The sequence below is a fragment of the Streptomyces sp. NPDC092045 genome (assembly GCF_044756005.1).
In the GTDB taxonomy this organism is placed as follows: Bacteria; Actinomycetota; Actinomycetes; order Streptomycetales; family Streptomycetaceae; genus Streptomyces.
Window position 1 is genome coordinate 1,314,594 of the sequence record NZ_JBIVSC010000001.1, and the last position, 24,224, is coordinate 1,338,817.

General features: G+C 76.4%; 4 protein-coding genes. 3 read left to right on the plus strand and 1 reads right to left on the minus strand.

All coding sequences use genetic code 11. The annotated features are described in order from the left end of the window. Positions 1 to 62 precede the first annotated feature (62 nt). Entirely contained in the window at positions 63 to 485 is a 423-nt protein-coding gene (locus tag ACIQKA_RS05705; RefSeq protein ID WP_383448217.1) for an SsgA family sporulation/cell division regulator, read from the minus strand. Positions 486 to 1,254: 769 nt separating this feature from the next. Between ACIQKA_RS05705 and ACIQKA_RS05710 the strand changes: the two genes are divergently transcribed. The 3 genes from ACIQKA_RS05710 (at position 1,255) to ACIQKA_RS05720 (ending at position 24,193) form a co-directional block, all read left to right on the plus strand. Continuing rightward, complete coding sequence (locus ACIQKA_RS05710; RefSeq protein ID WP_383153517.1) at positions 1,255 to 1,473, plus strand: MbtH family protein; 219 nt, start codon at positions 1,255 to 1,257, stop codon at positions 1,471 to 1,473. Between the two features lie 401 nt (positions 1,474 to 1,874). Further along, positions 1,875 to 16,637 (plus strand): amino acid adenylation domain-containing protein, encoded by a 14,763-nt coding sequence (locus ACIQKA_RS05715; RefSeq protein ID WP_402540087.1) that lies wholly within the window; start codon positions 1,875 to 1,877, stop codon positions 16,635 to 16,637. Beyond that, the gene (locus ACIQKA_RS05720; protein WP_402540088.1) at positions 16,634 to 24,193 is read left to right on the plus strand and encodes an amino acid adenylation domain-containing protein; all 7,560 of its coding nucleotides are present in this window, start codon (positions 16,634 to 16,636) and stop codon (positions 24,191 to 24,193) included. The genes ACIQKA_RS05715 and ACIQKA_RS05720 overlap by 4 nt, the downstream gene beginning before the upstream one ends. Positions 24,194 to 24,224 lie beyond the last annotated feature (31 nt).

Here is a 24,224-nt window from a genome sequence, read left to right on the forward strand (position 1 = left end):
GGCCGGGCCCGGAGCGGCTGCGGACCGGGCCGCCGTGCGCGGAGGTCCGGCCGGCGGGGACGTCAGTCGGCGAGGACGTCGAGGAGCGGCCGCCAGTCGATGTGGGAGCTCTCGGTCCCGGCCGGCACGACGGTGTACGTCGTGTTCAGCCAGCGCAGCGCGGGCCCGCGCCCGAGGCCGATCAGGGCGGTGTGGGACGGGGCGCCCAGGCGCAGGACGACCTGGTCGTAGGGGGCGGGGCGGATGTGCACCTCGCCGATGCCGACGGGCCCCTCGGTGCCCGCGAGGAACATGTCGCGGTCCAGACGCCACACGGTGTCGCCCGTCGGGGTGTGCAGGGTGAGTTCGACGGTGAAGGGGGAGCTCGACCGGTAGCGGACGGTGGCTTCGAGGGGGACGCGGCAGGAGTCGGAGAGCAGGAAGGCGGTGGTCCTCCACTTGATCTCGCGGCAGACGGGCGGGACGGGGGAACTGGCTCGGGACACGAAGGCTCCAGCGTCGGACGCCGCCCCGGGACGGCGGCGCTTCCCACCTCGGTTACCCCGTGAGCCGTGATCACTCCCCGGAAGTGTGGGATGACGGAGTGGGATGTGTCGAGAAGTCGTGGTGATCGTCAACCGTCGTTGACCGATGCCCCCTTCCGGGTCGGCGCGGGGGAGGCGCGCCCCTCCGGGCGCGGGGCGGAGGAGCGTCGTCAACCGGCCGTCCGGCACGTGCACCGGTGGCCGGTAGACCGCTTTTTCCGGCTGGAGGTTGCCTGTAGGCCGGGGCGCATGCCCGGCGCACGGGAGCGCGGCACGCCCGTGGGGGGCGTAACGGGGAACCGGTGGGTGGTTCGGGCGGTCAGCCGGAATCGGATGGGTGATAGGGGAACAACTGAGCGCAAAACGGGCTTTCGGTGGCCGGATATCCAGTCGGGAGCGGCGATTGGCATATGACCGTCGCCCTTTCCGGGCTTTCGTTCCGATGAATTACCGAGAAGTAACATCAAGGTCCACATCCTTGGCCGAGGTGGATCCTTTAATGTGATTGGAGTGAGTTCCGCTTTAGGGGGAAGTCTTGGCCGGGGGCGCTCGTCGTCCCGATCGGGAGCGGGATGGGCCGCCTGCCTCCGCGGTCGTGGCGGAGTCCCCCTCGGAGGGGGCGGCGCGCGCGCCGCGCGGTGACGGGGAAATCCCGATTCGGTCGCCCGGTGGAACCGGGTGGGCCGCGCGTGGAAAAGACTGGAACGAGATACCGAGAACGGGTGGGAACGTGAGCAATCCCTTCGATGACGAAGCGGGACGCTTCGTCGTGCTGGTGAACCGCGAGGGCCAGTACTCCCTCTGGCCCGCGCATCTCGACGTACCCGGCGGCTGGGACCGCGAGGGCGTCGAGGGGTCGCGCCAGGAGTGTCTGGAGCGGATCGAGAGCGTCTGGACCGACATGCGCCCCGCCGGCCTGGTGGCGGCGATGGAGTCCGAAGCGGGTTGACGGCTCGTCGGGTCCCCGGGGTCGCCGTGCAGGTCAGGGCGTACTTCCGGTGACCCGGCTGTCAGCTTCGTGCGTGTAGTGAGCAGTTTCGCTCAAGAGTGATCCCCGGTCGGTCATTTGTGGTGATCGACTGTTCGTGACGTCTCGGGGCCCCCTTCGCGAACCGTCGACGGGGCATTCCGTGGCCTTCCTCCCCCCTGTGCGGGGCCGCCCGGTCCGCGCGGTTCCGCACGGGGCGGGCACCTCCCCGCACGAGATCCCCGCGACGCCCGCGGTGACGACCGGGCGGCGTTTTCCCGCGCGTGCCGTCGCGCGGAAGAAAGCCCTCGTGATCTCGTCGTGCCGAATGCCCGAACTCCGCTCAACCGTCCCCTGAAAACCTCACCGAAGGTGTCGTCGGCATGCCTGAAGACCACTCCTTTCCGTCGGACGAGTCCACCCCCGAATTCCTCGAACTGACTACGGCCCAGCAGGGCGTGTGGTACGGCCAACTGGTCGACCCGGACAGCCCCAAATACAACATCGGGGAATGCCTGGAGATTCGCGGAGGGCTCGACGAGAGATTATTCTCCGCCGCTCTCAACCGGGCGGCCCACCTCTGCGACAGCCTGAACCTCGTGTTCGTCGCCGAGGACGGCGCCGTCCGCCAGCGCGTCCTCCGCCCGGCGGCCGAAACCGACCGGCTGCACAGGGTGGACCTCACCGGAGCCGACGACCCCGCCGCGGCCGCGGAACGGTACATGGCCGACGACATGGCCACCGTCGACCGCCTCGAAGCGCCGCACCACCACTTCGCCCTGCTCCGCCTCGGCCCACGGCTCCACTACTGGTACGTCCGCTACCACCACATCGCCGTGGACGGCCTCGGCGGCTCGCTCTTCGCCCGGACCGTGGCCGACTTCTACGCGCGTGCGGCGCGCGGCGAGGACCTCGCGGCACTGGAGCCGCCCACCGGCCCCCTGCGCGCCCTGGTGGCCGACGAGGCCGCCCACCGCGCCTCCGGCCGGCTGGAGGCGGACCGCGCCCACTGGACCGGAAGGTTCTCCGGCCGGGCCGCGGACGGAGCGGGCGGCACGGACGGCACCCCCCTCCTCAGGAGACGCACCGACCGGCCGGAGGACGGCGGGCGCCCCGGGAACGACGACCCGTCCGGCCCCGGCGCCGTCGCCCTCCACACGGGCGAGACCCTCCCCCCTCCCGTGTTCGACGGGTTGCGACGGCTCGGCGCCGGCAACCGCACCACCTGGAGCGCCGTCCTCGTCGCGGCGGTCGCCGCCTACGCGGCACGGGTCACCGGACGCCGCGAGGTCTGCGTGGGCCTCGCCTCCCACGGCCGCCACGGCGCGCTCCTGCACGTGGTCGGGATGACCGCCACCGTCCTGCCCCTCGGACTGACCGTCGACCCCGGCACGACGGTCGGAGAACTCGTCCGGAGCGTCGCCGCCGAGATGCGCGCAGCCCTGCGCCACCGCCGCTTCCCGCGCGAACAGCTGGCCCGCGAACTGAACCTGGCCGACGGAGCGGCACGGCTCACGGACCTCGTCGTGAACATCATGGGCTACGGCTACGACCTGGACTTCGCCGGCAGCCCCGCCACCTCCCGCCTGCTCTCCCTCGGCCCCGTCGACGACGTGTCCCTGTTCGTCTCCGAACGGGCCGAGGCGACCGGCCCGCTGATCGGCTTCGACACCAACCCGGCGCTCTACCACCCCGACGACGTCCGGCTCCACCAGCAGGCCGTGGTCGGCTTCCTCACCGCGCTCGCCGGCGCGGACCCCGACACGCCCGTGCGCGACCTCCCGCTGCTCGACGCGGAGGCCGCCGGAGCGCTCCTCGACCACGGGCGCGGCGCGGCGCTCCCGGCCGGGACCACGGCCACGAGCCTGCCGGAGGCGTTCGCCGCGCGCGTCCGTGCCACCCCCGGCGCCCCCGCCGTCGTGGACGGCGCCACCACCCTCCCGTACGGCGAACTGGCGGAGCGGGCCACGGCCCTGGCACGCGCCCTCACCGGCTGGAGCCTCGGCGCCGAGGACGGGGTCGGCGTCCTCGTGGGCCGTTCGGCCGCCGTCGTGACCGCCTCGCTCGGCGCCGTGGAGGCGGGGACCGCCTACGTGCCGATGGACGCCGACTGGCCGGCCGAACGCCTCGACCGCGTCGCCGGGACCGCCCGCGTCCGCGCCCTGGTCGTCGACGAGGACGCCGCCGGACGCGACTGGGTGAAGGAGGCCGCCACCCGGCTGCCCGTCCTCGTGGTCGACCGCACGGGCACCGTCCTCCGGGGCGCCCCCGAACGCCCCGGCCCGCTGCCGGGCCCCCTCCGCGGCGACCGCCTCGCGTACGTCATGTTCACCTCGGGCTCCACCGGCCTGCCCAAGGGCGTCGGGGTCGGCCACGCCGACGTCCTCGCCCTCGCCGCCGACTCCGCCTGGACCGACGGCGCCGGCGACGCGGTCCTCATGCACTCGGCGTACGTCTTCGACGCCTCCACGTTCGAGATCTGGGTGCCGCTCCTCAACGGGGGCCGGGTCGTCGTCGCCCCCGAGGGCCTCCTGGACGCGCGCGGGCTCAAGGACGCGACCGCCCGCGACGGCGTGACCGCCGTCTTCCTCACCACCGCGCTCTGCAACGTCGTCGCCGAGACCGACCCGACGGCCTTCGCGGGACTGCGCCTGGTCGCCGCCGGCGGCGAGGCCGCCGCCCCCGACCTGATGGGACGAATGGCCGCCGCGGCCCCCGGGACCCACGTCCTGCACGTGTACGGACCCACCGAGACCACCACGTTCGCCTCCCGCCACCGGGTCGGACCCGGCGCCCCCGGCGTCCCGCCCATCGGCCGGGCCCTCGACGGAACGCGCCTGTACGTGCTCGACGACTCCCTCCGCCCCGTGCCGCCCGGCGTCGTGGGCGAGCTGTACGTCAGCGGCGCCGGAGTCGCCCGCGGCTACCTGGGCCGGCCCGGCCTCACGGCCGTCCGCTTCGTCCCCGACCCGTACGACGGGAACGGCGGCCGGATGTACCGCACCGGCGACCTGGCGCGCTGGACGGCGCACGGGGACGTCGAGTACGCGGGACGGACCGACGGACAGATCAAGCTCCGCGGATTCCGCATCGAACCCGCCGAGGTCGAGAACGCCCTCCTCGCCCGCCCCGACGTCCGCGACGCCCGCGTCCTGGTCCGCGAGGACGCGCCGGGCGACCGCCGGCTGGTCGCCTACGTCGTGCCGGCCCCCGGCACGCGTCCGGACGGCCCGGGACTCGCCCAGGCCCTCGGCCGCGTCCTGCCCGCGTACACGGTCCCCTCCGCGTTCGTCCTCCTCGACGCGCTGCCCCTGAACGCCAACGGCAAGGTCGACCGGCGGGCCCTGCCCGCGCCCCAGGCCCCCGCCACCCGGGGATCCGCCCCGCGCACCCCGCAGGAGGAGGTGCTCGCGGGCCTGTTCGCCGACGTCCTCGGCGTGCCCGCCGTGGGCGTCGACGACAACTTCTTCTCCCTGGGCGGGCACTCCCTGCTCGCCACCCGGCTCGTCTCGCGGGTGCGGGCCGCGACGGGCGCCGGCACCGAACTGCGCGACCTCTTCGCCCACCCCACGGTGGCCTCCCTCGCCGCCGCCCTCGGAACGGCCGGGGAGGCCCGGCCCGCCGTCGTCCCCAGGGACCGGCCCGATCCGCTCCCGCCGTCCTTCGCCCAGCAGCGGCTGTGGTTCCTCAACCGCGCCGAGGACGCGGGGGACACCTACAACGTGCCGCTCGTCCTCGACCTCGAAGGCCCCCTCGACACCGGGGCGCTGCGCGACGCCCTCGCCGACCTGGTCGCCCGGCACGAGACCCTGCGGACCGTGCTCGCCGAGCACGACGGCGCGGCCCGTCAGGTCGTCGCCGACGCCCGGACCGCCGCGTCGCTCGTCCCCCTCGCCGTCGAGGCGCCCCCGGCGGGCGAACCGGCCGGCGACTGGGCCGAACGGACGGTGTGCCGGCTGACCTCGGAGCCCTTCGACCTCACCACCGACCTCCCCGTGCGCGCCCGGCTGCTCGCCACCGGCCCCGACCGGCACGTCCTGGTCCTCGTGCTCCACCACGTCGCCGCCGACGGCTGGTCGCTGGCCCCGCTCTGCCGCGACCTCGGATCCGCCTACCGCGCCCGGACCACGGGCACCGCGCCCGACTGGCCCGAACTGCGCGTCCAGTACGCCGACTACGCCCTCTGGCAGCGGGAACTGCTCGGCGACGACGCCGATCCGGAGAGCCCGGTGGCCCGCCGGCTCGACTTCTGGCGCGGCGCCCTGCGCGGCGCCCCCGACCTCCTCGAACTGCCCCTGGACCGGCCCCGCCCGGCGGTCCCGGACCACCGCGGCGACGCAGTGCCGTTCGACCTGCCCGCCGACGCGTACGCACGGCTCGTCGCCCTCGCCCGCGACACGGGCTGCACGCCCTTCATGGTCCTCCAGGCCGCGCTCGCGGTGACGCTCCGCGCCCACGGCGCGGGCACCGACATCCCGCTGGGCACCGCGGTGGCGGGCCGGGCCGACGAGGCCCTGGACGAACTCGTGGGCTTCTTCGTCAACACCGTCGTGCTCCGCACGGACCTGTCCGGCAACCCGGCCTTCCGCGAACTGCTGCGCCGGGTCACCGAGTTCGACCTCGCGGCCTTCGACCGGGCCGACCTGCCGTTCGAGCGGCTGGTCGAGGAGCTCAACCCGGACCGGTCCGGCGGCCACCACCCGCTCTTCCAGACCATGCTGGTGCTCCAGAACCAGCGGGCGGCCGTGCTCGACCTGCCCGGCGTCACCGTGCGGGACCGGTCCCGGCACACCGGCATCAGCAAGTTCGACCTGACGTTCTCGCTCGTGGAGGTCCCCGAGACCACGGAGACCACAGAGACCACGGAGGCCGCGGAGGCTTCGGAAGCCCCGGGCACCCCGGGCTCCGGCGGCACGGGAGAACGTCCGGCCGTCCGGCTCGGCGGGCACCTCGAATACGCCACGGAGCTCTTCGACCGGTCCACCGCCCGCGCGCTCGCCGACCGCTTCGCCCGCGTCCTCGCCCTCGCCGTGGCCGAACCCGACCGCGCCGTCGACGACTTCGACCCGCTCACCCCGGACGAGCGCGCTGACCTCCTGGAACGGGGACGCGGCGAACGGCGCCCGCTGCCGTCCCTCACCGTGCCCGAGGCCGTGGAGGAGTGGGCCGCCCGCACCCCGGACGCACCCGCCGTGCGCGACCCCCGCACCACCCTCACGTACGCCGAACTGCACGCGCGGGCCGACGCCCTCGCCCGCGTGCTGCGCGAGCGCGGCGCGGGCCGCGGCGCCCTGGTGGCGCTCGCGGTCCCCGCGTCGGTGGACACCGCGGTCGCCATGCTGGCCGTGCTGCGGGCCGGGGCCGCGTACGTGCCTATCGACCCCGAGTACCCCCACGCCCGCATCCGCCAGATGCTGGACGACGCGCGCCCCGCACTGCTCCTCACCGGGACGGACGTCCCCGCCGGCATACCGACGGGCGGCATACCCCGGCTCTCCCTCGACGACCCGGCCGTACGGGCCGCGGATCCCGGCGCACGCACCACGGACCCGGGCGTGAGCGCCCCCGGCCCGGCCGGGCACGCCTCCGGTGCCGGGGGCCCGATCGCGTCCCACCCGGCCGACGCCGCCTACGTCATCTACACCTCCGGGTCGACCGGCCGCCCCAAGGGCGTCGTCGTCCCCCACGGGGCCCTCGCCAACCACATGGCCTGGATGGCGCGCCACCTGGACCTCACCCGGGACGACCGGGTCCTCGCCCGCACCTCCACCAGCTTCGACGCCTCCGTCTGGGAGCTGTGGCTGCCGCTCACCCAGGGCGCCGAGGTCTGCGTGGCGCCCCCCGGCGCCAACCGCGAACCGCGCGAACTCCTCTCCTGGATGCGCCGGTTCGACGTCACCGTGGCCCAGTTCGTCCCCTCCCACCTCGCGCTCGTCCTCGCCGAGGAGACCGAGGCCGGACCGCCGCCCGCCCTGCGGGCCGTCCTCTGCGGCGGCGAACCCCTGCCGCGCACCCTCGCCGACGCCGTCGCCGCCCGGTGGCACGCCGAGCCGCACAACCTGTACGGGCCGACCGAGGCCACCATCGACGCCACCGCGCACCGGGTGGACCCGGCGGAGGCCGCACCGGCACCCGGCGGGTCCGTGCCCATCGGGCGGCCCGTCGACGCGACGCGCGCCTACGTCCTCGACGAGCGGCTGCGCCCCGTGCCGCCCGGCGTCACCGGAGAGCTGTACCTGTCGGGCCCCCACCTCGCCCGCGGCTACCTCGACCGCCCGGGACTCACCGCCTCCCGCTTCGTCGCCGACCCCTTCGACGCCCCCGGCACCCGCATGTACCGGACCGGCGACCTCGTCCGGTGGGACCGCGACGGGCGGCTCGTCCACGTCGGCCGCGCCGACGACCAGGTCAAGCTCCGCGGCTTCCGGATCGAACCGGGCGAGGTGGCCGCCGCCCTCCTCGGCCTGCCCGGCGTCACGGCCGCCTGCGCGGTGGTCCGCGAGGACGCCCCGGGACGCCCCCGGCTCGTCGCGTACGCCGTCGCGACCGAACCGGCGCCGGGAGCCACCGCCCTGCGGGACGCGCTCGCCGGCACCCTGCCGCACCACCTGGTGCCCGAGGCGGTCGTCGTCCTCGACGCGCTGCCGCTGCTGCCCAACGGAAAGGTGGACCGCGGCGCCCTGCCCGTCCCCGACGAGGACCCGGACCGGACGGGACCCGGCCCCCGGACCCTCCGCGAGGACCTGGTCGCCGGGATCTTCGCCGACGTCCTGGAACGCCCGGCGGTCGGACCGCACGACAGCTTCTTCGACATCGGCGGACACTCCCTCCTCGCGATGCGCGTCGTCAGCCGGATCCGCTCCGTCCTCGGCGCCGACCTGGCCGTGCGCACCCTCTTCGAGCACCCGACGGCCGCCGCCCTCGCCCGGGTCCTGGACCCGGCGGCACCGGCCCGGCCCGCGGTGACGCCCGTCCGGCGGCGCCCCGACCCCCTGCCGCTGTCCTTCGCGCAGAGCAGGCTGTGGTTCCTCGGCCGCCTCGAAGGGCCCGGCTCCACCTACAACGTCCCCCTCGTCCTGGAACTGCGCGGCACGCTGGACGCGGACGCCCTGCGCGCCGCCCTGCTCGACGTCGTGGAGCGCCACGAGTCGCTGCGCACCGTCTTCCCCGAACGGGACGGAGTGCCCCACCAGGTGGTGCTGCCCGCCGCCACCGCCGTACCCCGGCCGCCCGTCGAGAGCACGGCGCCGACGGACCTGGAGGCGGCCGTCCTGGCCGCCGTGCGCGAACCGTTCGACGTGCTCACCGATCCGCCGCTGCGCGCCCGGCTGCTGCGCGCCGCCCCCGAACACCACGTCCTCGTCCTGGTCCTCCACCACATCGCGGGCGACGGCTGGTCCCTGGGACCGCTGACCCGGGACCTGGGCGACGCCTACCGGGCCCGGCTCGACGGCCGGGCGCCCGAACCCGCGGCCGGCACCCCGCTCCAGTACGCCGACTACGCCCTCTGGCAGCACGACCTCCTCCGGGAGGACGGCGACGTCCTCGACCGGCAGCTCGACCACTGGCGCGGCGCGCTCGCGGGCCTGCCCGAACTGCTCGAACTGCCCCTTGACCGGCCCCGCCCCGCCGTCGCGGACCCCCGGGGGGCGGTGGTCGCCTTCGACGTGCCGCCCGCCCTGCACACGGCCCTCCTCGACCTGGCCCGGGCCTCCGGCAGCACCCTCTTCATGGTGCTCCGGGCGGCCGTGGCCGCGCTGCTGCGGCAGCACGGCGCGGGCGACGACGTCCCGCTCGGCTCGCCGGTCGCCGGCCGCACCGACGAGGCCCTGGAGGACCTGGTCGGCTTCTTCGTCAACACGCTCGTGCTGCGCACCGACCTGTCCGGCGATCCGACCTTCCGCGAACTCCTGCACCGCGTGAGGGAGTTCGACCTGACGGCCCACGCCCACCAGGACGTGCCGTTCGAGCGGCTCGTCGAGAGCCTCAATCCCGCCCGCGCCCGGGACCACCACCCGCTCTTCCAGACCATGCTGGTCCTGCAGAACCAGCGGTCCCTCCGCCCCGACCTGCCCGGCCTCGCCGTCGAGCACCGGCTCGTCCACAACGGGCTGAGCAAGTTCGACCTCACCTTCGCGTTCGACGAGAGCGGGGACGGGTCCGGAGGCGGTGGAGGGGGCGGCCTGAGCGCGGGCATCGAGTACGCCACGGCGCTCTTCGACCGCGCCACCGTCGAGGCGCTCGCGGCCCGGCTCGTCCGGCTGCTCGAACAGGTGGCCGCCGACCCGGACCGGCGCCTGTCCGGACACGACCCGCTCACCCCGGACGAGCGCCTCCGCCTCACCCGCTGGGGCACCGGCCGCGCCCTCCCCGCCGGAACCGAAGCCGACACCGGAACCGGGACCGACGCCGGGAGCGCCACCCTGCCCGCCCTCTTCGCCCGGTGGGCGCGCCGCACCCCCGCCGCGGTGGCCGTGGCGGACGGCGCCACCACCCTCTCCTACGCCGAACTCGACCGGATCTCCGCCGACCTCGCCGCCGACCTCGCCGGTCTCGGCGTCGGACCCGAGGACTCCGTCGGCGTGCTCCTGGGCCGGTCGCCCGCCGTGGTCGCCGTCTCCCTCGGCACGGTCCGCGCGGCCGCCGCCTACGTGCCGCTGGACGCGCGCTGGCCCGGCGAACGGCTCGACCGGGTCGCCGCCGTGGCGGAGCCCCGCGTCCTGGTCGTCGACGAGGAGAACGCCGCCTCCCCCTGGGTGGCCGCACGGGCCGACGGCCTGCCGGTCGTCGTCGTGGACCGGCTCGGACGCGTGCTGCGCGGCGCCCCGGACCGGCCCGGCACCCCGGCGCCCGTGCCCGGCCCGGACGCCCTCGCCTACACCATGTTCACCTCCGGCTCCACCGGCCTGCCCAAGGGCGTCGGCGTCGGCCACGCGGACGTCGCCGCCCTCGCGCACGACACGGCCTGGGCGGACGGCGCCGCCGACGCCGTCCTGATGCACTCGGCGTACGTCTTCGACGCCTCCACCTTCGAGATCTGGACCCCGCTCCTCAACGGCGGCCGGGTCGTCGTGGCGCCGGACGGACTCCTGGAGGCCCGGACCCTCGACTACGCCGTCCACGAGCACGGGGCGACGGCCGTCTTCCTGACGACCGCCCTGTTCAACGTCATCGCCGAGACCGACCCCGGGGTCTTCGCCGGGCTCCGGACGGTCTGCGCGGGCGGCGAACTCGCCTCCCCCGACGCGATGCAGAGGGTCGCCTCGCTCGCCCCGGACACCCGCGTCCTGCACGTCTACGGACCCACCGAGACCACCACCTTCGCCACCCGGTACGCCGTCGCGGGCGACCTCCCGGCCGGACCGCCGCCCATCGGCCGCCCCCTGGACGGCATGCGGCTCCACGTCCTGGACGACGCCCTCCGCCCGGTCCCGCCGGGCGTGGTGGGCGAGCTGTACCTCGCCGGGCGCGGCGTGGCGCGCGGCTACACCGGGCGCCCCGGCGCCACCGCCACCCGCTTCGTCGCCGACCCCTTCGCGGCCGACGGCGGCCGCATGTACCGCACCGGCGACCTCGTGCGCTGGACCCCGGACGGACACATCGCCTACGTCGCCCGCGCCGACGGCCAGGTCAAGCTGCGCGGCCACCGCGTCGAACCCGGCGAGATCGAGGCCGTCCTCGCGGGCCGCCCCGAGGTGGCCGACGCGTTCGTCCTGGTCCGCGAGGACGTGCCGGGCGACCGCCGGCTCGTCGCCTACGTCGTCCCCGCCGCCGGCGCCCGGCCCGACCCCGCCGAACTCGCCCGCGAGGTCGGCCGCGCGCTGCCCGCCTACATGGTGCCCGGCGCGATCGTCCCGCTGGACGCGTTCCCGCTCACCCCCAACGGAAAGGTGGACCGGGCCGCCCTCCCGGCGCCCGAGCACGACGCCCCGGCCCGCGGCCGGGCCCCGCGCACCGCCCGCGAGGAGATCGTCTGCGGCCTCTTCGCCGACCTGCTCGGCCTGCGGACGGTGGGCGCCGACGACGACTTCTTCGCCCTCGGCGGCCACTCCCTGCTCGCCACCCGCCTCGCCGCCCGGCTGCGCACCGTGCTCGACGTGGAGACCGAGGTCAGAACGGTCTTCGAGCACCCGACGCCCGCGGCCCTCGCCGCCGCCCTCGACGGCGCGGACGCGGCCAGGGCACGGCTCGGCCGGGTCGCCCGCCGACCCGACCCGATGCCGCTGTCCCACGCCCAGCAGCGCCTGTGGTTCCTCCACCGCTTCGAGGGCCCGAGCCCCACGTACAACGTGCCGCTCGTCCTGCGCCTGGACGGCCCGCTGGACACGGACGCCCTGACCCGCGCCCTCACGGACGTGGTCGAACGGCACGAGAGCCTGCGCACGGTCTTCCCCGACACCGCGGGCGTGCCGGAGCAGCGGGTCCTCGACGCCGCCGGCGCCGACATCGACCTGACGCCCCGCGACGTCGCACCGGACCTGCTCGACGCGGTCCTCGGCGCCGAGACCGCGTACGCCTTCGACGTGGGCGCCGAACGGCCGGTGCGGGCCCGGATGCTCCGCCCCGGGCACGACTCCCACGTCCTGGTGCTCCTCGTCCACCACATCGCGGGCGACGGCTGGTCCCTCGCCCCGCTCGCCCGCGACCTCGGCACCGCCTACCGCGCCCGCCTCGCGGGGGAGGACCCCGCCTGGGCCGCGCTCCCCGTCCAGTACGCGGACTACACCCTGTGGCAGCGCGAGCTCCTCGGCGACGAGGAGGACCCGTCCGGCACGGCCGCCCGGCAGCTGGAGTTCTGGCGGACCGCGCTCGCCGGACTGCCCGACCTCCTCGACCTGCCGCTCGACCGGCCGCGCCCGGCCGTCGCCACGCACCGGGGCGACGCGTTCACCTTCCCGGTCGACGCCGCGACGCACCGCGCCCTCGCCGAGCTCGCCCGGTCCCGGGGATGCAGCCTCTTCATGGTGCTCCAGGCCGCGCTCGCGGTGCTGCTGCGCGCGCACGGCGCCGGCGAGGACGTCCCGCTGGGCACGCCCGTCGCGGGGCGCACCGACGAGGCGCTCGACGACCTGGTCGGCTTCTTCGTCAACACCCTGGTCCTGCGCACCGACCTGAGCGGCGACCCCACGTTCGCCGAGGTCCTCGACCGGGTGCGGGAGTTCGACCTCGCGGCCTACGCCCACCAGGACGTGCCCTTCGAACGCCTGGTGGACGCGCTCGACCCCGAGCGGGCCCAGAACCGCCACCCGCTGTTCCAGACCATGCTGGTGCTCCAGAACCACGGCGGGGCGACCGTGGACCTGCCGGGCCTCACGGTGGCGGAGCAGCCGGTCCGCACCGGCATCAGCAAGTTCGACCTCACGTTCACGTTCACCGAGCGCCGGGACGGGGAGGGCCGTCCGGCCGGCCTCGACGGGAACCTGGAGTTCGCCACCGACCTCTTCGCGCACTCCACCGCGCACGCCCTCGCCGCCCGTCTGACCCGGCTCCTCGGCTCGCTCGCCGCCGCCCCGGACCGGCGGATCCGCACGGCGGACGTCCTGACGGCGGACGAGCGGAGCGCGCTCCTGCGGAGCGGACACGGCCCCGCCCGGCAGGTGCGGGCGCGGACCGTGCCCGAGGCGTTCCGCGCCCAGCGCGACCGCACCCCCGGCGCGGTCGCCGTGCGGGACGGCGAGCGGAACACCACCTTCGCCGAACTCGACGCGCTCTCCGACGCCGTGGCGCGCCTCCTGCGCGGGCGCGGGGTCGGCCGCGGCGACGTGGTGGCGCTCGCTCTGCCCGGCACCACCCACCAGGTGGTGGCCATGCTCGCGGTCGCCAAGACCGGCGCCGCGTGGCTGCCGGTCGACCCGGAGTACCCCGCCGCCCGGATCGGCTTCGTGGTCGAGGACGCCCGGCCCGTCCTCCTGGTGACCTCGACGGCGACCCTGCGGACGCTGCCGGACCTGCCGGTGCCCGTCCTCGCGGTCGACGGCCCGGAGGCGGCGGCGGAGCCCGGTGCGGAGCCCGTGCCGGACGCCGCACCGGACCCCCGGGACGCCGCCTACGTCCTCCACACCTCGGGATCGACCGGCCGCCCCAAGGGCGTCGTCGTCACCCACGCCGCGCTCACCAACCACATGGCGTGGATGGCCGACCACCTGTCCCTCACCGACGCCGACCGCGTCCTCGCCCGGACCTCGCCGAGCTTCGACGCCTCGGTCTGGGAGACCTGGCTGCCGCTGCTGCACGGCGGCGCCACCTGCCCCGTGCCGCCGGCCCTCAACCACGACCCGGTCGGACTCCTCGCCCGGATGCGCCGGGAAGGAGTGACGATCGCCCAGTTCGTGCCCTCGCTCCTCTCCCTCGTCCTCGGCGAGACCGGGCGCGAGGAACCGCCGGCCGCCCTCCGGGCCGTCCTGTGCGGCGGCGAGCCGCTGACCGCGTCCCTGGCCGAACGCGCCGGACGCGCCTGGGGCGCCGAGGTGCACAACCTGTACGGGCCGACCGAGGCGACCATCGACGCCACCGCCCACCTCCACCGGCCCGCCGGCACGGCGGCGTCCGCCACGACGACGTCCGCCACGGCGTCCGCGCCCGACACCGGCACGTCCGCCCCGACCGCGTCCGGCACCCGGGACACGGCCACGGTGCCGCTCGGCCGGCCGGTCGACAACACCCGCGCGTACGTCCTCGACGACGGGCTCGCCCCGGTCCCGCCGGGCGTCGTGGGCGAGCTGTACCTCGCCGGCGAGGGCCTGGCGCGCGGCTACCTCGGACGCCCCGGACTGACCGCCGAACGGTTCGTCGCCGACCCGTTCGGTCCGCCCGGCACCCGGATGTACCGCACGGGCGACCTCGTCCGCCGCGCCGCCGACGGCCTCCTGGTCTACGTGGCCCGCGCCGACGACCAGGTCAAACTGCACGGCCTGCGCATCGAGCCGGGCGAGATCGAGGCCGCCCTCACCGCGCTCGACGGCGTGGGCACCGCCTCCGTGCTCGTCCGGGAGGACCGGCCCGGCGAGCAGCGCCTCGTCGCCTACACCGTCCCCGAACCGGGCGGCCCCGGCGTCCCCGACGCCCCCGCCCTGCGGGAACGCCTCGCCGCGTCCCTCCCGCCGTACATGATCCCCGCCGTCTTCGTCCCGCTGGACGCGCTGCCCCTGCTGCCCAACGGCAAGACGGACCGGCGCGCGCTCCCGGCCCCCGCCCGCCCCTCCGCGGAGGCCGGCCGGGGGGACGGCGGGAAGCCGCGCACCGAGCGGGAGCGGATCCTGTGCGAGGTGTTCGCCACGGTGCTGCGCCTGCCCGGCGTCCGCACCGACGACGACTTCTTCGCCCTGGGCGGCGACAGCATCCTCTCCATCCAACTGGTCAGCCGGGTCCGCGAGAACCGGCTCGGCATCACCCCCCGGGACGTCTTCCTGCACCGCACGCCCGAGGCGATCGCGGCGGCCGCCGAGGAGCTCGACGGACGGACCCCGGCCCCGGCCGACGACGGCGTGGGCACCATGCCGCCCACCCCCATCGTGGCCTGGTTCCTGGACCGGCCGGGCCCCACGGACGGCTACAACCAGTCCGCGGTGCTGCGGACCCCCGAGGACGCCGACGAGGAGCGCCTGGCCGCCGCGCTCCAGATCCTCGTCGACCACCACGACATGCTGCGGGTGCGGGTCACCCGCACCGCCGGGGGAGAACCGGCCCTGGAGACCCTGCCCCGGGGGACCGTGCCGGTCCGCCCCCGCCTCACCCGGATCGATGTCGCGGGACGGGACGCGGACGGGGTCCGCGCCGCCCTCGCCGAGGCCGGCGAGCGGGCCAGGGAACGGCTGCGGCCCGCGCACGGCGAGGTGTTCGAGGCGGTCTGGTGCGACGCCGGCCCCCGGACGCGCGGACGCCTGCTGCTCGTCGTGCACCACCTGGCGGTCGACGCGGTGTCCTGGCGCGTCCTCGTCGAGGACCTGGCCACGGCCTGGCGCGCGGTCTCCACCACCGCCGACCCGGCACAGGCCCCCGCGTCCGCCGCCGTCACCGACCCGGCCCACACCCCCGCGTCCGCGTCCGCTCCCGTCACCGACCCGGCACACGCCTCCGCGCCCGCCGCCACCGGCCCCGCGCCGGAAGCCACCGTCGGGCCGACCGCCCCCGTCCTGCCCCCCGTCACCACCTCCTACCGTTCCTGGGCCCGGCTCCTCGCCGCCCAGGCGCGGGAAGGCACCCGGGCGGCCGAACTCCCGCTGTGGGAGACGGTGGCGCGGGCGTCCGACCCGCCGCTCGCCGACCGGCCCCTCGATCCCGCGCGGGACACGGCGGGCCGGACCCGGACGCTGACCACCCACCCGGCGACCGCCCGCACCGGGGCCCTGCTCACCACCGCCCCGAGCGCCTTCCACGCCGGCGTCGACGACGTCCTGCTCACCGCCCTCGTCCTCGCCGTCCGCTCCTGGCGGGCGGAACGCGCCGACCGGACCGGCGCACCGCGCCCGGAGGGCACCGGCGTGCTGCTCGACCTGGAGAGCCACGGCCGCGAACAGATCGCCGGACACCTCGACCTGTCCCGCACGGTCGGCTGGTTCACCAGCCTCTACCCGGTCCTGCTCGACCCCGGCCCCCTCGACCCGCGCGACCCCGCCCGCTTCGGCGCCGACCTCGTGGACCGGGCCGTCAAACGCGTCAAGGAACAGCTGCGGGCCGTGCCGGACCACGGCATCGGCCACGGCGTGCTGCGCCGCCTCGACCCCGGCGCGCGGGCCCGCCTCGAAGGGGCCGCCGAACCCCAGATCGGCTTCAACTACCTCGGCCGGTACGCGGCGGAGGACCCGTCGGGCGACGGGGAAGCCGACTGGCAGGTGGTGCTCGACGGCGGCGGTCCGGCCGCCCAGGACCGGGACATGCCGGTCCACCACGTCCTCGACATCAACGCCCACACCGAGGACCGGCCCGGCGGGCCGCGCCTCGTGACGCGCTGGACCTGGCCCGCCGACCTCCTCGCCGAGGAGGACGTGGCGGCCCTCGCCGACGCCTTCGACCGGGCCCTGAACGCGATCGCCGAACACGCCGAACGGCCCGACGCGGGCGGCTTGACGCCGTCCGACCTTCCCCTGGTCTCCCTCGACCAGAACCAGCTCGACCGACTGAAGAACAAGTGGGGTGGCCGCAAGTGACCGGGTTCCAGCTCGAAGACGTCCTGCCGCTGACGCCGTTGCAGGCGGGCATGCTCTTCCACGCGCTGTACGACGCCGACGCCGTCGACGTCTACACCGCGCAGTTCGTCTTCACCCTCGAAGGCACCGTCGACACGGCCGCGCTGCACGCCGCCGTCGGCACGCTGCTGCGCCGGCACGCCAACCTGCGCGTGGGCTTCCTCCACGAGGACCTCGACGAACCGGTGCAGGCCGTGGCCGCCGAGGTCCCGGTGCCGCTCACCCACCACGACCTCACGGCCCCGGACGACGGACGGACGGTCGAGGAGCGGGTCCGCGCCTTCCTCGCCGCCGACCGCACCCGGCGCTTCGACCTCGCCACCCCGCCGCTGATGCGGTTCTCCCTGCTGCGCACCGGGCCCGACCGCCACCGCCTGGTGATGACGAGCCACCACATCCTGCTCGACGGCTGGTCGATGCCGATCCTCGTGCGCGAACTGTTCGAGCTGTACGCCCACCGGGGCGACGACCTCACCCTGCCCCGCGTCACCCCGTACCGCACCTACCTCGCCTGGCTGGCCGGGCAGGACGGGCCCGCCGCCCTCGACGCCTGGCGCACCGCCCTCGCGGGCGTCGAGGCGCCGACGCTCCTCGCCGGGCGCGGCGCGGCGGACGCGGCCCGCGCGGACGAACTGCCCGAGACCCTGGTCCTCGACCTCGACACGGCGACCAGCGAGCGGTTACGGGCGGCCGCCCGCACCCACCGGCTCACCCTCAACACCCTCGTCCAGGGCGCCTGGGGCCTGCTGCTCTCCCGGCTCACCGGCCGCCGGGACGTCCTCTTCGGCACGACCGTGTCCGGCCGCCCGCCGGAGCTGCCCGGCGTCGAGTCGATGATCGGCCTCTTCATCAACACCGTGCCGGTGCGCCTGGCCCTCCGCCCCGGCGAGACCCTCGCCGCCCTCCTCACCCGGCTCCAGGACGAACAGGGCCGGCTGCTCGGCAGCCAGCACGTGGGACTGACCGAGATACGCGGGACGACCGGCCTCGACACGCTCTTCGACACCCTGGCCGTCTTCGAGAACTACCCGCTGGACGAGGAGACCCTGCGCACCGCCCGGCAGGGCCTGCCCGGTCTGGCCGTCACCGGGTTCGAGGGCACGGACGCCGCCCACTACCCCCTCACCCTCACCATCGCCCCCGGCGACGCGCTGCGCATCACCTTCGGCTTCCGCCCGAGCGCCTTGGACCGGGAGGAGACGGCCCGCACGGTCGCCCGGATGCGCGTCCTCCTGACGACGCTGGCCGACGGCCTCGACCGCCCGGCCGACTCCGTGTCCGTCCTGCTCGACGGCGAGCGCGAGACGCTGCTCGCCCGGGGCGGGGGCGCCGCCCTCCCGGCCGCCGTGCTCACCACGGGCCTCCCGGACGCCGTCGCCCGGCACGCCGCCGCCCGCCCGGACGCGGTCGCGGTCACCGGGGCCGGCGAACGGCTCACGTACGGGGAGCTGTGCGCCCTCGCCGACGACCTGGCCGGGGCCCTGACCGGCCTCGGCGCGACCGCCGAGGAGGGCGTCGGCCTCCTCCTCGGCCGCTCGGCCGCCCAGGTCACCGCCCCGCTCGGAGTCCTGCGCGCGGGCGCCTCCTACGTGCCCCTCGACCCCCGCTGGCCCGGGGACCGGCTCACCCGGGTGACCGGGGCCGCCGCCCCGCGCCTCCTGGTCGTCGACGAGGCGAACCGCGCGCACCCCTGGGTGCGGACGCTCGGCCCCGAGGCGCGGATCGTGACCGTGGACGCCGCCGGCCGCGTCCGGGACGGCCGCCCCGCCGCCCCCGGCCCGCTGCCCGACGGCGTCGGCGGCGCCCGGCTCGCCTACACCATGTTCACCTCCGGCTCCACCGGCCTGCCCAAGGCCGTCGGCGTCACCCACGCCGACGTCGCCGCGCTCGCGGCCGACCGCACCTGGGACGACGGCGCGACCGGCGCGGTCCTGATGCACTCGGCCTACGTCTTCGACGCCGCCACCTTCGAGATCTGGGTGCCGCTGCTGCGCGGCGGCCGGATCGTGGTGGCGCCGGACGGCGTGCTCCAGCCCGAGCGGCTCAGGGAGCTCGTCGCCCGGGACGGCGTCACCGCGGCGTTCCTCACCACCGCCCTGTTCAACGTCTTCGCCGAGACCGACCCGGGCGCCCTCGGCCTGCTCCGCCTCGCCGCTGCCGGAGGGGAGGCCGCCGCCCCCGGAGTGCTCCAGCGGCTCGCCGCCGCCCACCCCGGCACGCGCGTCCTCAACGCCTACGGACCCACCGAGGCCACCACCTTCGCCCTCCTGCACCGGGTCGCCGCCGACGAGGACCCGGACGGCTCGCCGCCCGTCGGACGGCCGCTCGACGGCGTGCGCGCCCTCGTCCTGGACGCCTCGCTGCACCCCGTGCCGGACGGCGCCGAGGGCGAGCTGTACCTCGCGGGACCGGGGGTCGCGCGCGGCTACCTCGGACAGCCGGGCACGACCGCCACCCGGTTCGTCGCCGACCCCTCGGACCCGGCCGGCGGCCGCATGTACCGCACCGGGGACCTCGTCCGCCGCACCCCCGGCGGAGACGTCGTCTACGTGGGCCGCGCCGACCAGCAGGTCAAGCTGCGCGGCCACCGCATCGAGCCCGGCGAGATCGAGGCCGCCCTGCGCGCCCACCCGTCGGTGCGCGCCGCGTGCGTCGTCGTCCGCGAGGACCTGCCCGGCGACCGCGCCCTGACCGCCTACGTCGTCCCCGCCCCCGGCCGCACGCCCGACCCGGCCGCCCTCACCGCCCACCTGGGCAGCCGCCTGCCCGCGTACATGGTGCCCTCGGTCGTGCAGACCCTGGACGCGCTGCCGCTGACGCCCAACGGCAAGCTCGACCGGGCGGCCCTCCCGGCGCCCGCCACCGCGCCGGACACGACCGGGCGGGCCCCGCGCGGCGCCCGCGAGGAGATCCTCGCGGGACTGTTCGCCGACGTCCTCGGCCTGCCGGGGGTCGCCGCCGACGACAACTTCTTCGCGCTCGGCGGCCACTCGCTGCTCGCCACCCTGCTCGTGGGCCGGATCCGCACGGCGCTCGACGCCGAGACCGGGATCCGCACGCTCTTCGAGCACCCCACCGTCGCCTCGCTCGCCGCCGCCCTGGAGGACGCCGCCCGTCCGACCCGCCCGCCCCTGGTCCGGCGGCAGCGGCCCGACGCGCTCCCCCTGTCGTACGCCCAGCGGCGGCTGTGGTTCCTCCACCGGCTCGACGGCCCCTCGGCCGCGTACAACATCCCCTTCGCCGCGCGCCTGGAGGGCGCGCTCGACGTGGACGCCCTGCGCCGGGCCCTCCACGACGTCGTCGCCCGCCACACCCCCCTGCGCACCGTCTTCCCCGAGCGGGCGGGCGACCCGGTGCAGCACGTCCTCGCGCCCGAGGACGCCCGGCCGGTGCTCCTCCTCGACTCCGTCGACGAGGACAAGCGCGCCGACCGGATCGCCGCGGCCGTGGCCGAACCGATCGACGTCGAACGCGAACTGCCCCTGCGGGCCACCCTGCTGCGGCTCGCCGACGACTCCCACGTCCTCGTCCTCGTCGTCCACCACATCGCCGCGGACGGCTCGTCCCTGGCCCCCCTCCTCCGCGACCTCGGCACCGCCTACCGCGCCCGCCTCGGCGGAACGGCCCCGGAGTGGACCCCGCCGCCCGTCGACTACGCCGACTACACGCTGTGGCAGCGGGAACTCCTCGGCGACGACACGGACCCCGACAGCCCGCTCTCGCGCCAGCTCGCCTTCTGGCGGGACGCCCTGGCCGGACTGCCCGAATGCGTCGAACTGCCCCGGGACCGCCCGCGTCCCCCCGCCCCCCGGCACCGGGGCGCCACCCACCACTTCGTCGTCGACGACGCCACGGCCCGGCGGATCGCCGCGCTCGCCCGCGCGAACGGGTGCAGCGTCTTCATGGTGCTCCGGGCGGCCCTGGCGCTCCTGCTCTCCCGGCACGGCGCCGGCGAGGACGTCCCCCTGGGCACGGCCGTCGCCGGACGCACGGACGAGGCCACCGCCGACCTCGTCGGCTTCTTCGTGAACACGCTCGTGCTGCGCACCGACCTGAGCGGCGACCCGACCTTCCGCGAACTCCTCGACCGCGTCAAGGAGTTCGACCTGTCCGCCCACGCCCACCAGGACGTCCCCTTCGAACGCCTCGTGGAACTCCTCAACCCGGCGCGCGCACCCCACCACCCGCTGTTCCAGACGATGCTGGTGCTCCAGAACCACACCCCCGCCGCCCCCGTCGACCTCCCCGGCCTCACCGTCCACGGCCTGCCGGTCGACCTCGGCGCCAGCAAGTTCGACCTGGCGTTCACCTTCGTGGAGACGCCCGGCGACGGGGACGCGGCCGGCGGCATGCGGGCCTCCGTCGACTACGCCACCGAACTCTTCGACGCGGACACGGTGCGCGGCCTGGCCGACCGGCTCGTCCGCCTGCTCGGCGCCGTCACCGAGGACCCCGGACTGCCCCTGCAGGCCTACGACGTCCTCGGCGACGCCGAACACGCGCGCCTCGTCCGGTGGGGGACCGGTCCGCGCCGGGAGCTGCCGGAGGAGACCTTCCCCGCGCTCCTCGGCCGGTGGGTGCGGCGCACCCCGGACGCCCCGGCCGTCCGCGACGCGCACACCACCCTGACCTACCGCGAACTCGACGCGCGCGCCGACGCCCTCGCCCGGCGGCTCGCCGCGCGGGGCATCGGCCCGGAGGACCGGGTCGCCGTGGCGCTGCCCCGCGGCAACGACCTGGTGGTCGCCCTGCTCGGCGTGCTCAAGGCGGGCGCGGCCTATCTGCCCCTCGACACCGGCTACCCGGCCGCCCGCCTCGCGCACATGCTCGACGACGCGGCTCCCCGCCTGCTGCTCACCACCCCCGAACTCCGTCCCCGCCTCCCGCGCACGACGGTCCCGCACCTCTACCCGGGAGACGCCGAACCGGCCCCCGACCCGTCCGTCCCCCTGCCCGTCCCGCACGCGGCCCACCCGGCGTACGTCATCTACACCTCCGGCTCCACCGGCCGCCCCAAGGGCGTGGTGGTCACCCACCGGGGCGTCGGGGCGATGGCCGCGACCCAGCGGGAACGGCTGCGGCTCACCCCGGACAGCCGCGTCCTGCACCTCGCGTCGGTGAGCTTCGACGCCGCCTTCTGGGAGCTGTGCATGGCCCTGCTCTCCGGGGCCTGCCTGGAGATCGACGAGCGCGACGCCCTGCTGCCCGGACCGGCCCTCGCCGCCCGGGTCCGCGACCACGGCATCACCCATCTGACGCTCCCGCCGGCCGCCCTCGCGGTGATGCCGCCGGACTCGCTCCCCGCCGGGACCACGATCGTCCTCGCGGGCGAGGCCTGCCCGCCCGCCCTCGCCCGGACCTGGGCGCGCGGACGGCACCTCGTCAACGCGTACGGCCCCACGGAGACCACCGTCTGCGCCACCATGAGCGGCTTCCAGCAGGCGGACGGCCCGCTCGCCCCGGACCGCACGGTGCCGATCGGCGCGCCCGTCGACGGCACCCGGGTCCGGGTCCTCGACGACCGCCTCGCCCCCGTGCCGCCCGGCGTGGTGGGGGAGCTGTACGTCTCCGGCGAGGGCCTGGCCCGCGGGTACCACGACCGGCCGGGGCTCACCGCCGCCCGGTTCGTGGCCGACCCGTTCGACCGGGCGGGGGGCCGGATGTACCGCACCGGCGACCTCGCCCGGTGGAACCACCGCGGACAGCTCGAATACGTCGGCCGCGTCGACGACCAGGTCAAGCTGCGGGGCTTCCGCATCGAGCTCGGCGAGGTGGAGGCGGCGCTCACCGCGCTGCCCGGCGTCGCCGCCGCCTGCGCCGTCGTCCGGGAGGACCGCCCCGGCGACCGCCGCCTCGTCGCCTACACCGTGCCCGCCGGGGGGACGGCGGGGCCCGGCGCGGCCGAGGTGCGGGCCCGCCTGGCGGACGTCCTGCCGGACCACATGGTGCCCTCCGCCCACGTGCGCCTCGACGCGCTCCCGCTCACCCCCAACGGCAAGACGGACCGCAAGGCCCTGCCGGCGCCCGAGGAGCCGCGCCCCGGCGGACGCGAGCCGCGCACGGACCGCGAACGGGCCCTGTGCGAGGTGTTCGCGAGCACGCTCGGAGTGCCCCGGATCGGTGTCACGGACGACTTCTTCGCCCACGGCGGGCACTCCCTGCTCGCCGTGACGCTGGCCCGGCGGATCGAGGAGGAGTGCGGCCGGCGCCTGTCGCTGCGCGCCCTGTTCGCCGCCCCGACGGTCGAGGGCGTCGCCCGCCTCCTGGCGGACCCGGAGGACGGCGCCGCCCCGCCGGACGGGCCCCGACCGGTGGACTGGGCGGCGGAGGTCCGCCTCCCCGAGGACGTCACCGGCGCCGGACGGACGCCCGCACCGGCGGACCCGGCGCGGCGGCGCCCCTCCCGCCCCTCGCCCCGGCCCTTCCTGACGGGCGCCTCCGGCTTCCTCGGCGCGTTCCTGCTGCGCGACCTGATCGAGACGACCGGCGAACCGGTCGACTGCCTGGTCCGGGCGTCGGACGAGCGGGACGGCGCGCACCGCCTGCGGGAGAACCTGCGGCGGTACGGCCTGTGGCGCGACCGCTACCAGGACCTGATCCGCGCCGTGCCCGGCGACCTCGCCGCCCCGGGCCTCGGCCTCGCTCCGGAGGCCCGCGCCGCGCTCGTGCGCGGCCTCGGCCCCGTGCTGCACAACGGCGCCCGGGTCAACTTCGCGGCCGGCTACGGCGACCTGCGCGCCCCGAACGTCGCCGGGACCGTGGAACTGCTGCGGTTGCTCGCCGCGTCCGACTCGCCCGGCATGCACTACGTGTCCACGACGAGCGTCCACGCCCCGTCGGCCGAGCTCGTGACCGTCACGGAGGCGACGCCGACCGGCCCGGCCGACGACCTGCCCGACGGCTACGCGCAGAGCAAGTGGGTCGCGGAGGGACTGGTCGGCCTGGCGCGCGAACGCGGCCTCCCGGTCACCGTCCACCGGCCGGGCCGCATCAGCGGCGACACCACCACCGGCGCCTGCCAGGACCGCGACCTGCTGTGGCAGCTCATCAAGGGCTGCCTCCAGGCGAAGGCGGTCCCGGACCTGCCGCACGGGTCGACGGGCTGGGTGCCCGTGGACTACGTCAGCGCGGCGGTGGTGGCGCTCGTGGCCGCCGGACGCGACGGCACGGAGACCTTCCAGTTCACCCACCCGGACGCACCGGACCTGGAGCGGGTGTTCGCCGTCGCCGAGACGCTCGGCCACGAGCTGCGCAGGGTGCCCGCCGAGGAGTGGCGCGCGCTCGTCGCGGCCCGCCCCGACAACGCCGCCCAGCTGTTCCTCGGCGAGGACGGCGGCGGGGGCGGGGGCGCCGGGGGAGCGGTGGACGTGGACGGACGCCGCTTCGACTCCCGCCGCACGGCCGCCGCGGCGGCGGAACTCGGCGTGCTGCCACCGGCCCTGACGGAGGAGGTCCTCGTGCGCTACCTGGCCTACTTCCGGGGGACGGGCTTCCTGCCGGCCCCGGACGCCCCCTAGGGCGTGTGCCGATCGGGCCGGGCTCGCGGTG

Bases quoted from the DNA above. Each gene is read 5' to 3' on its own strand.
- ACIQKA_RS05715 (WP_402540087.1), top strand. From the start codon at position 1,875: ATGCCTGAAGACCACTCCTTTCCGTCGGACGAGTCCACCCCCGAATTC.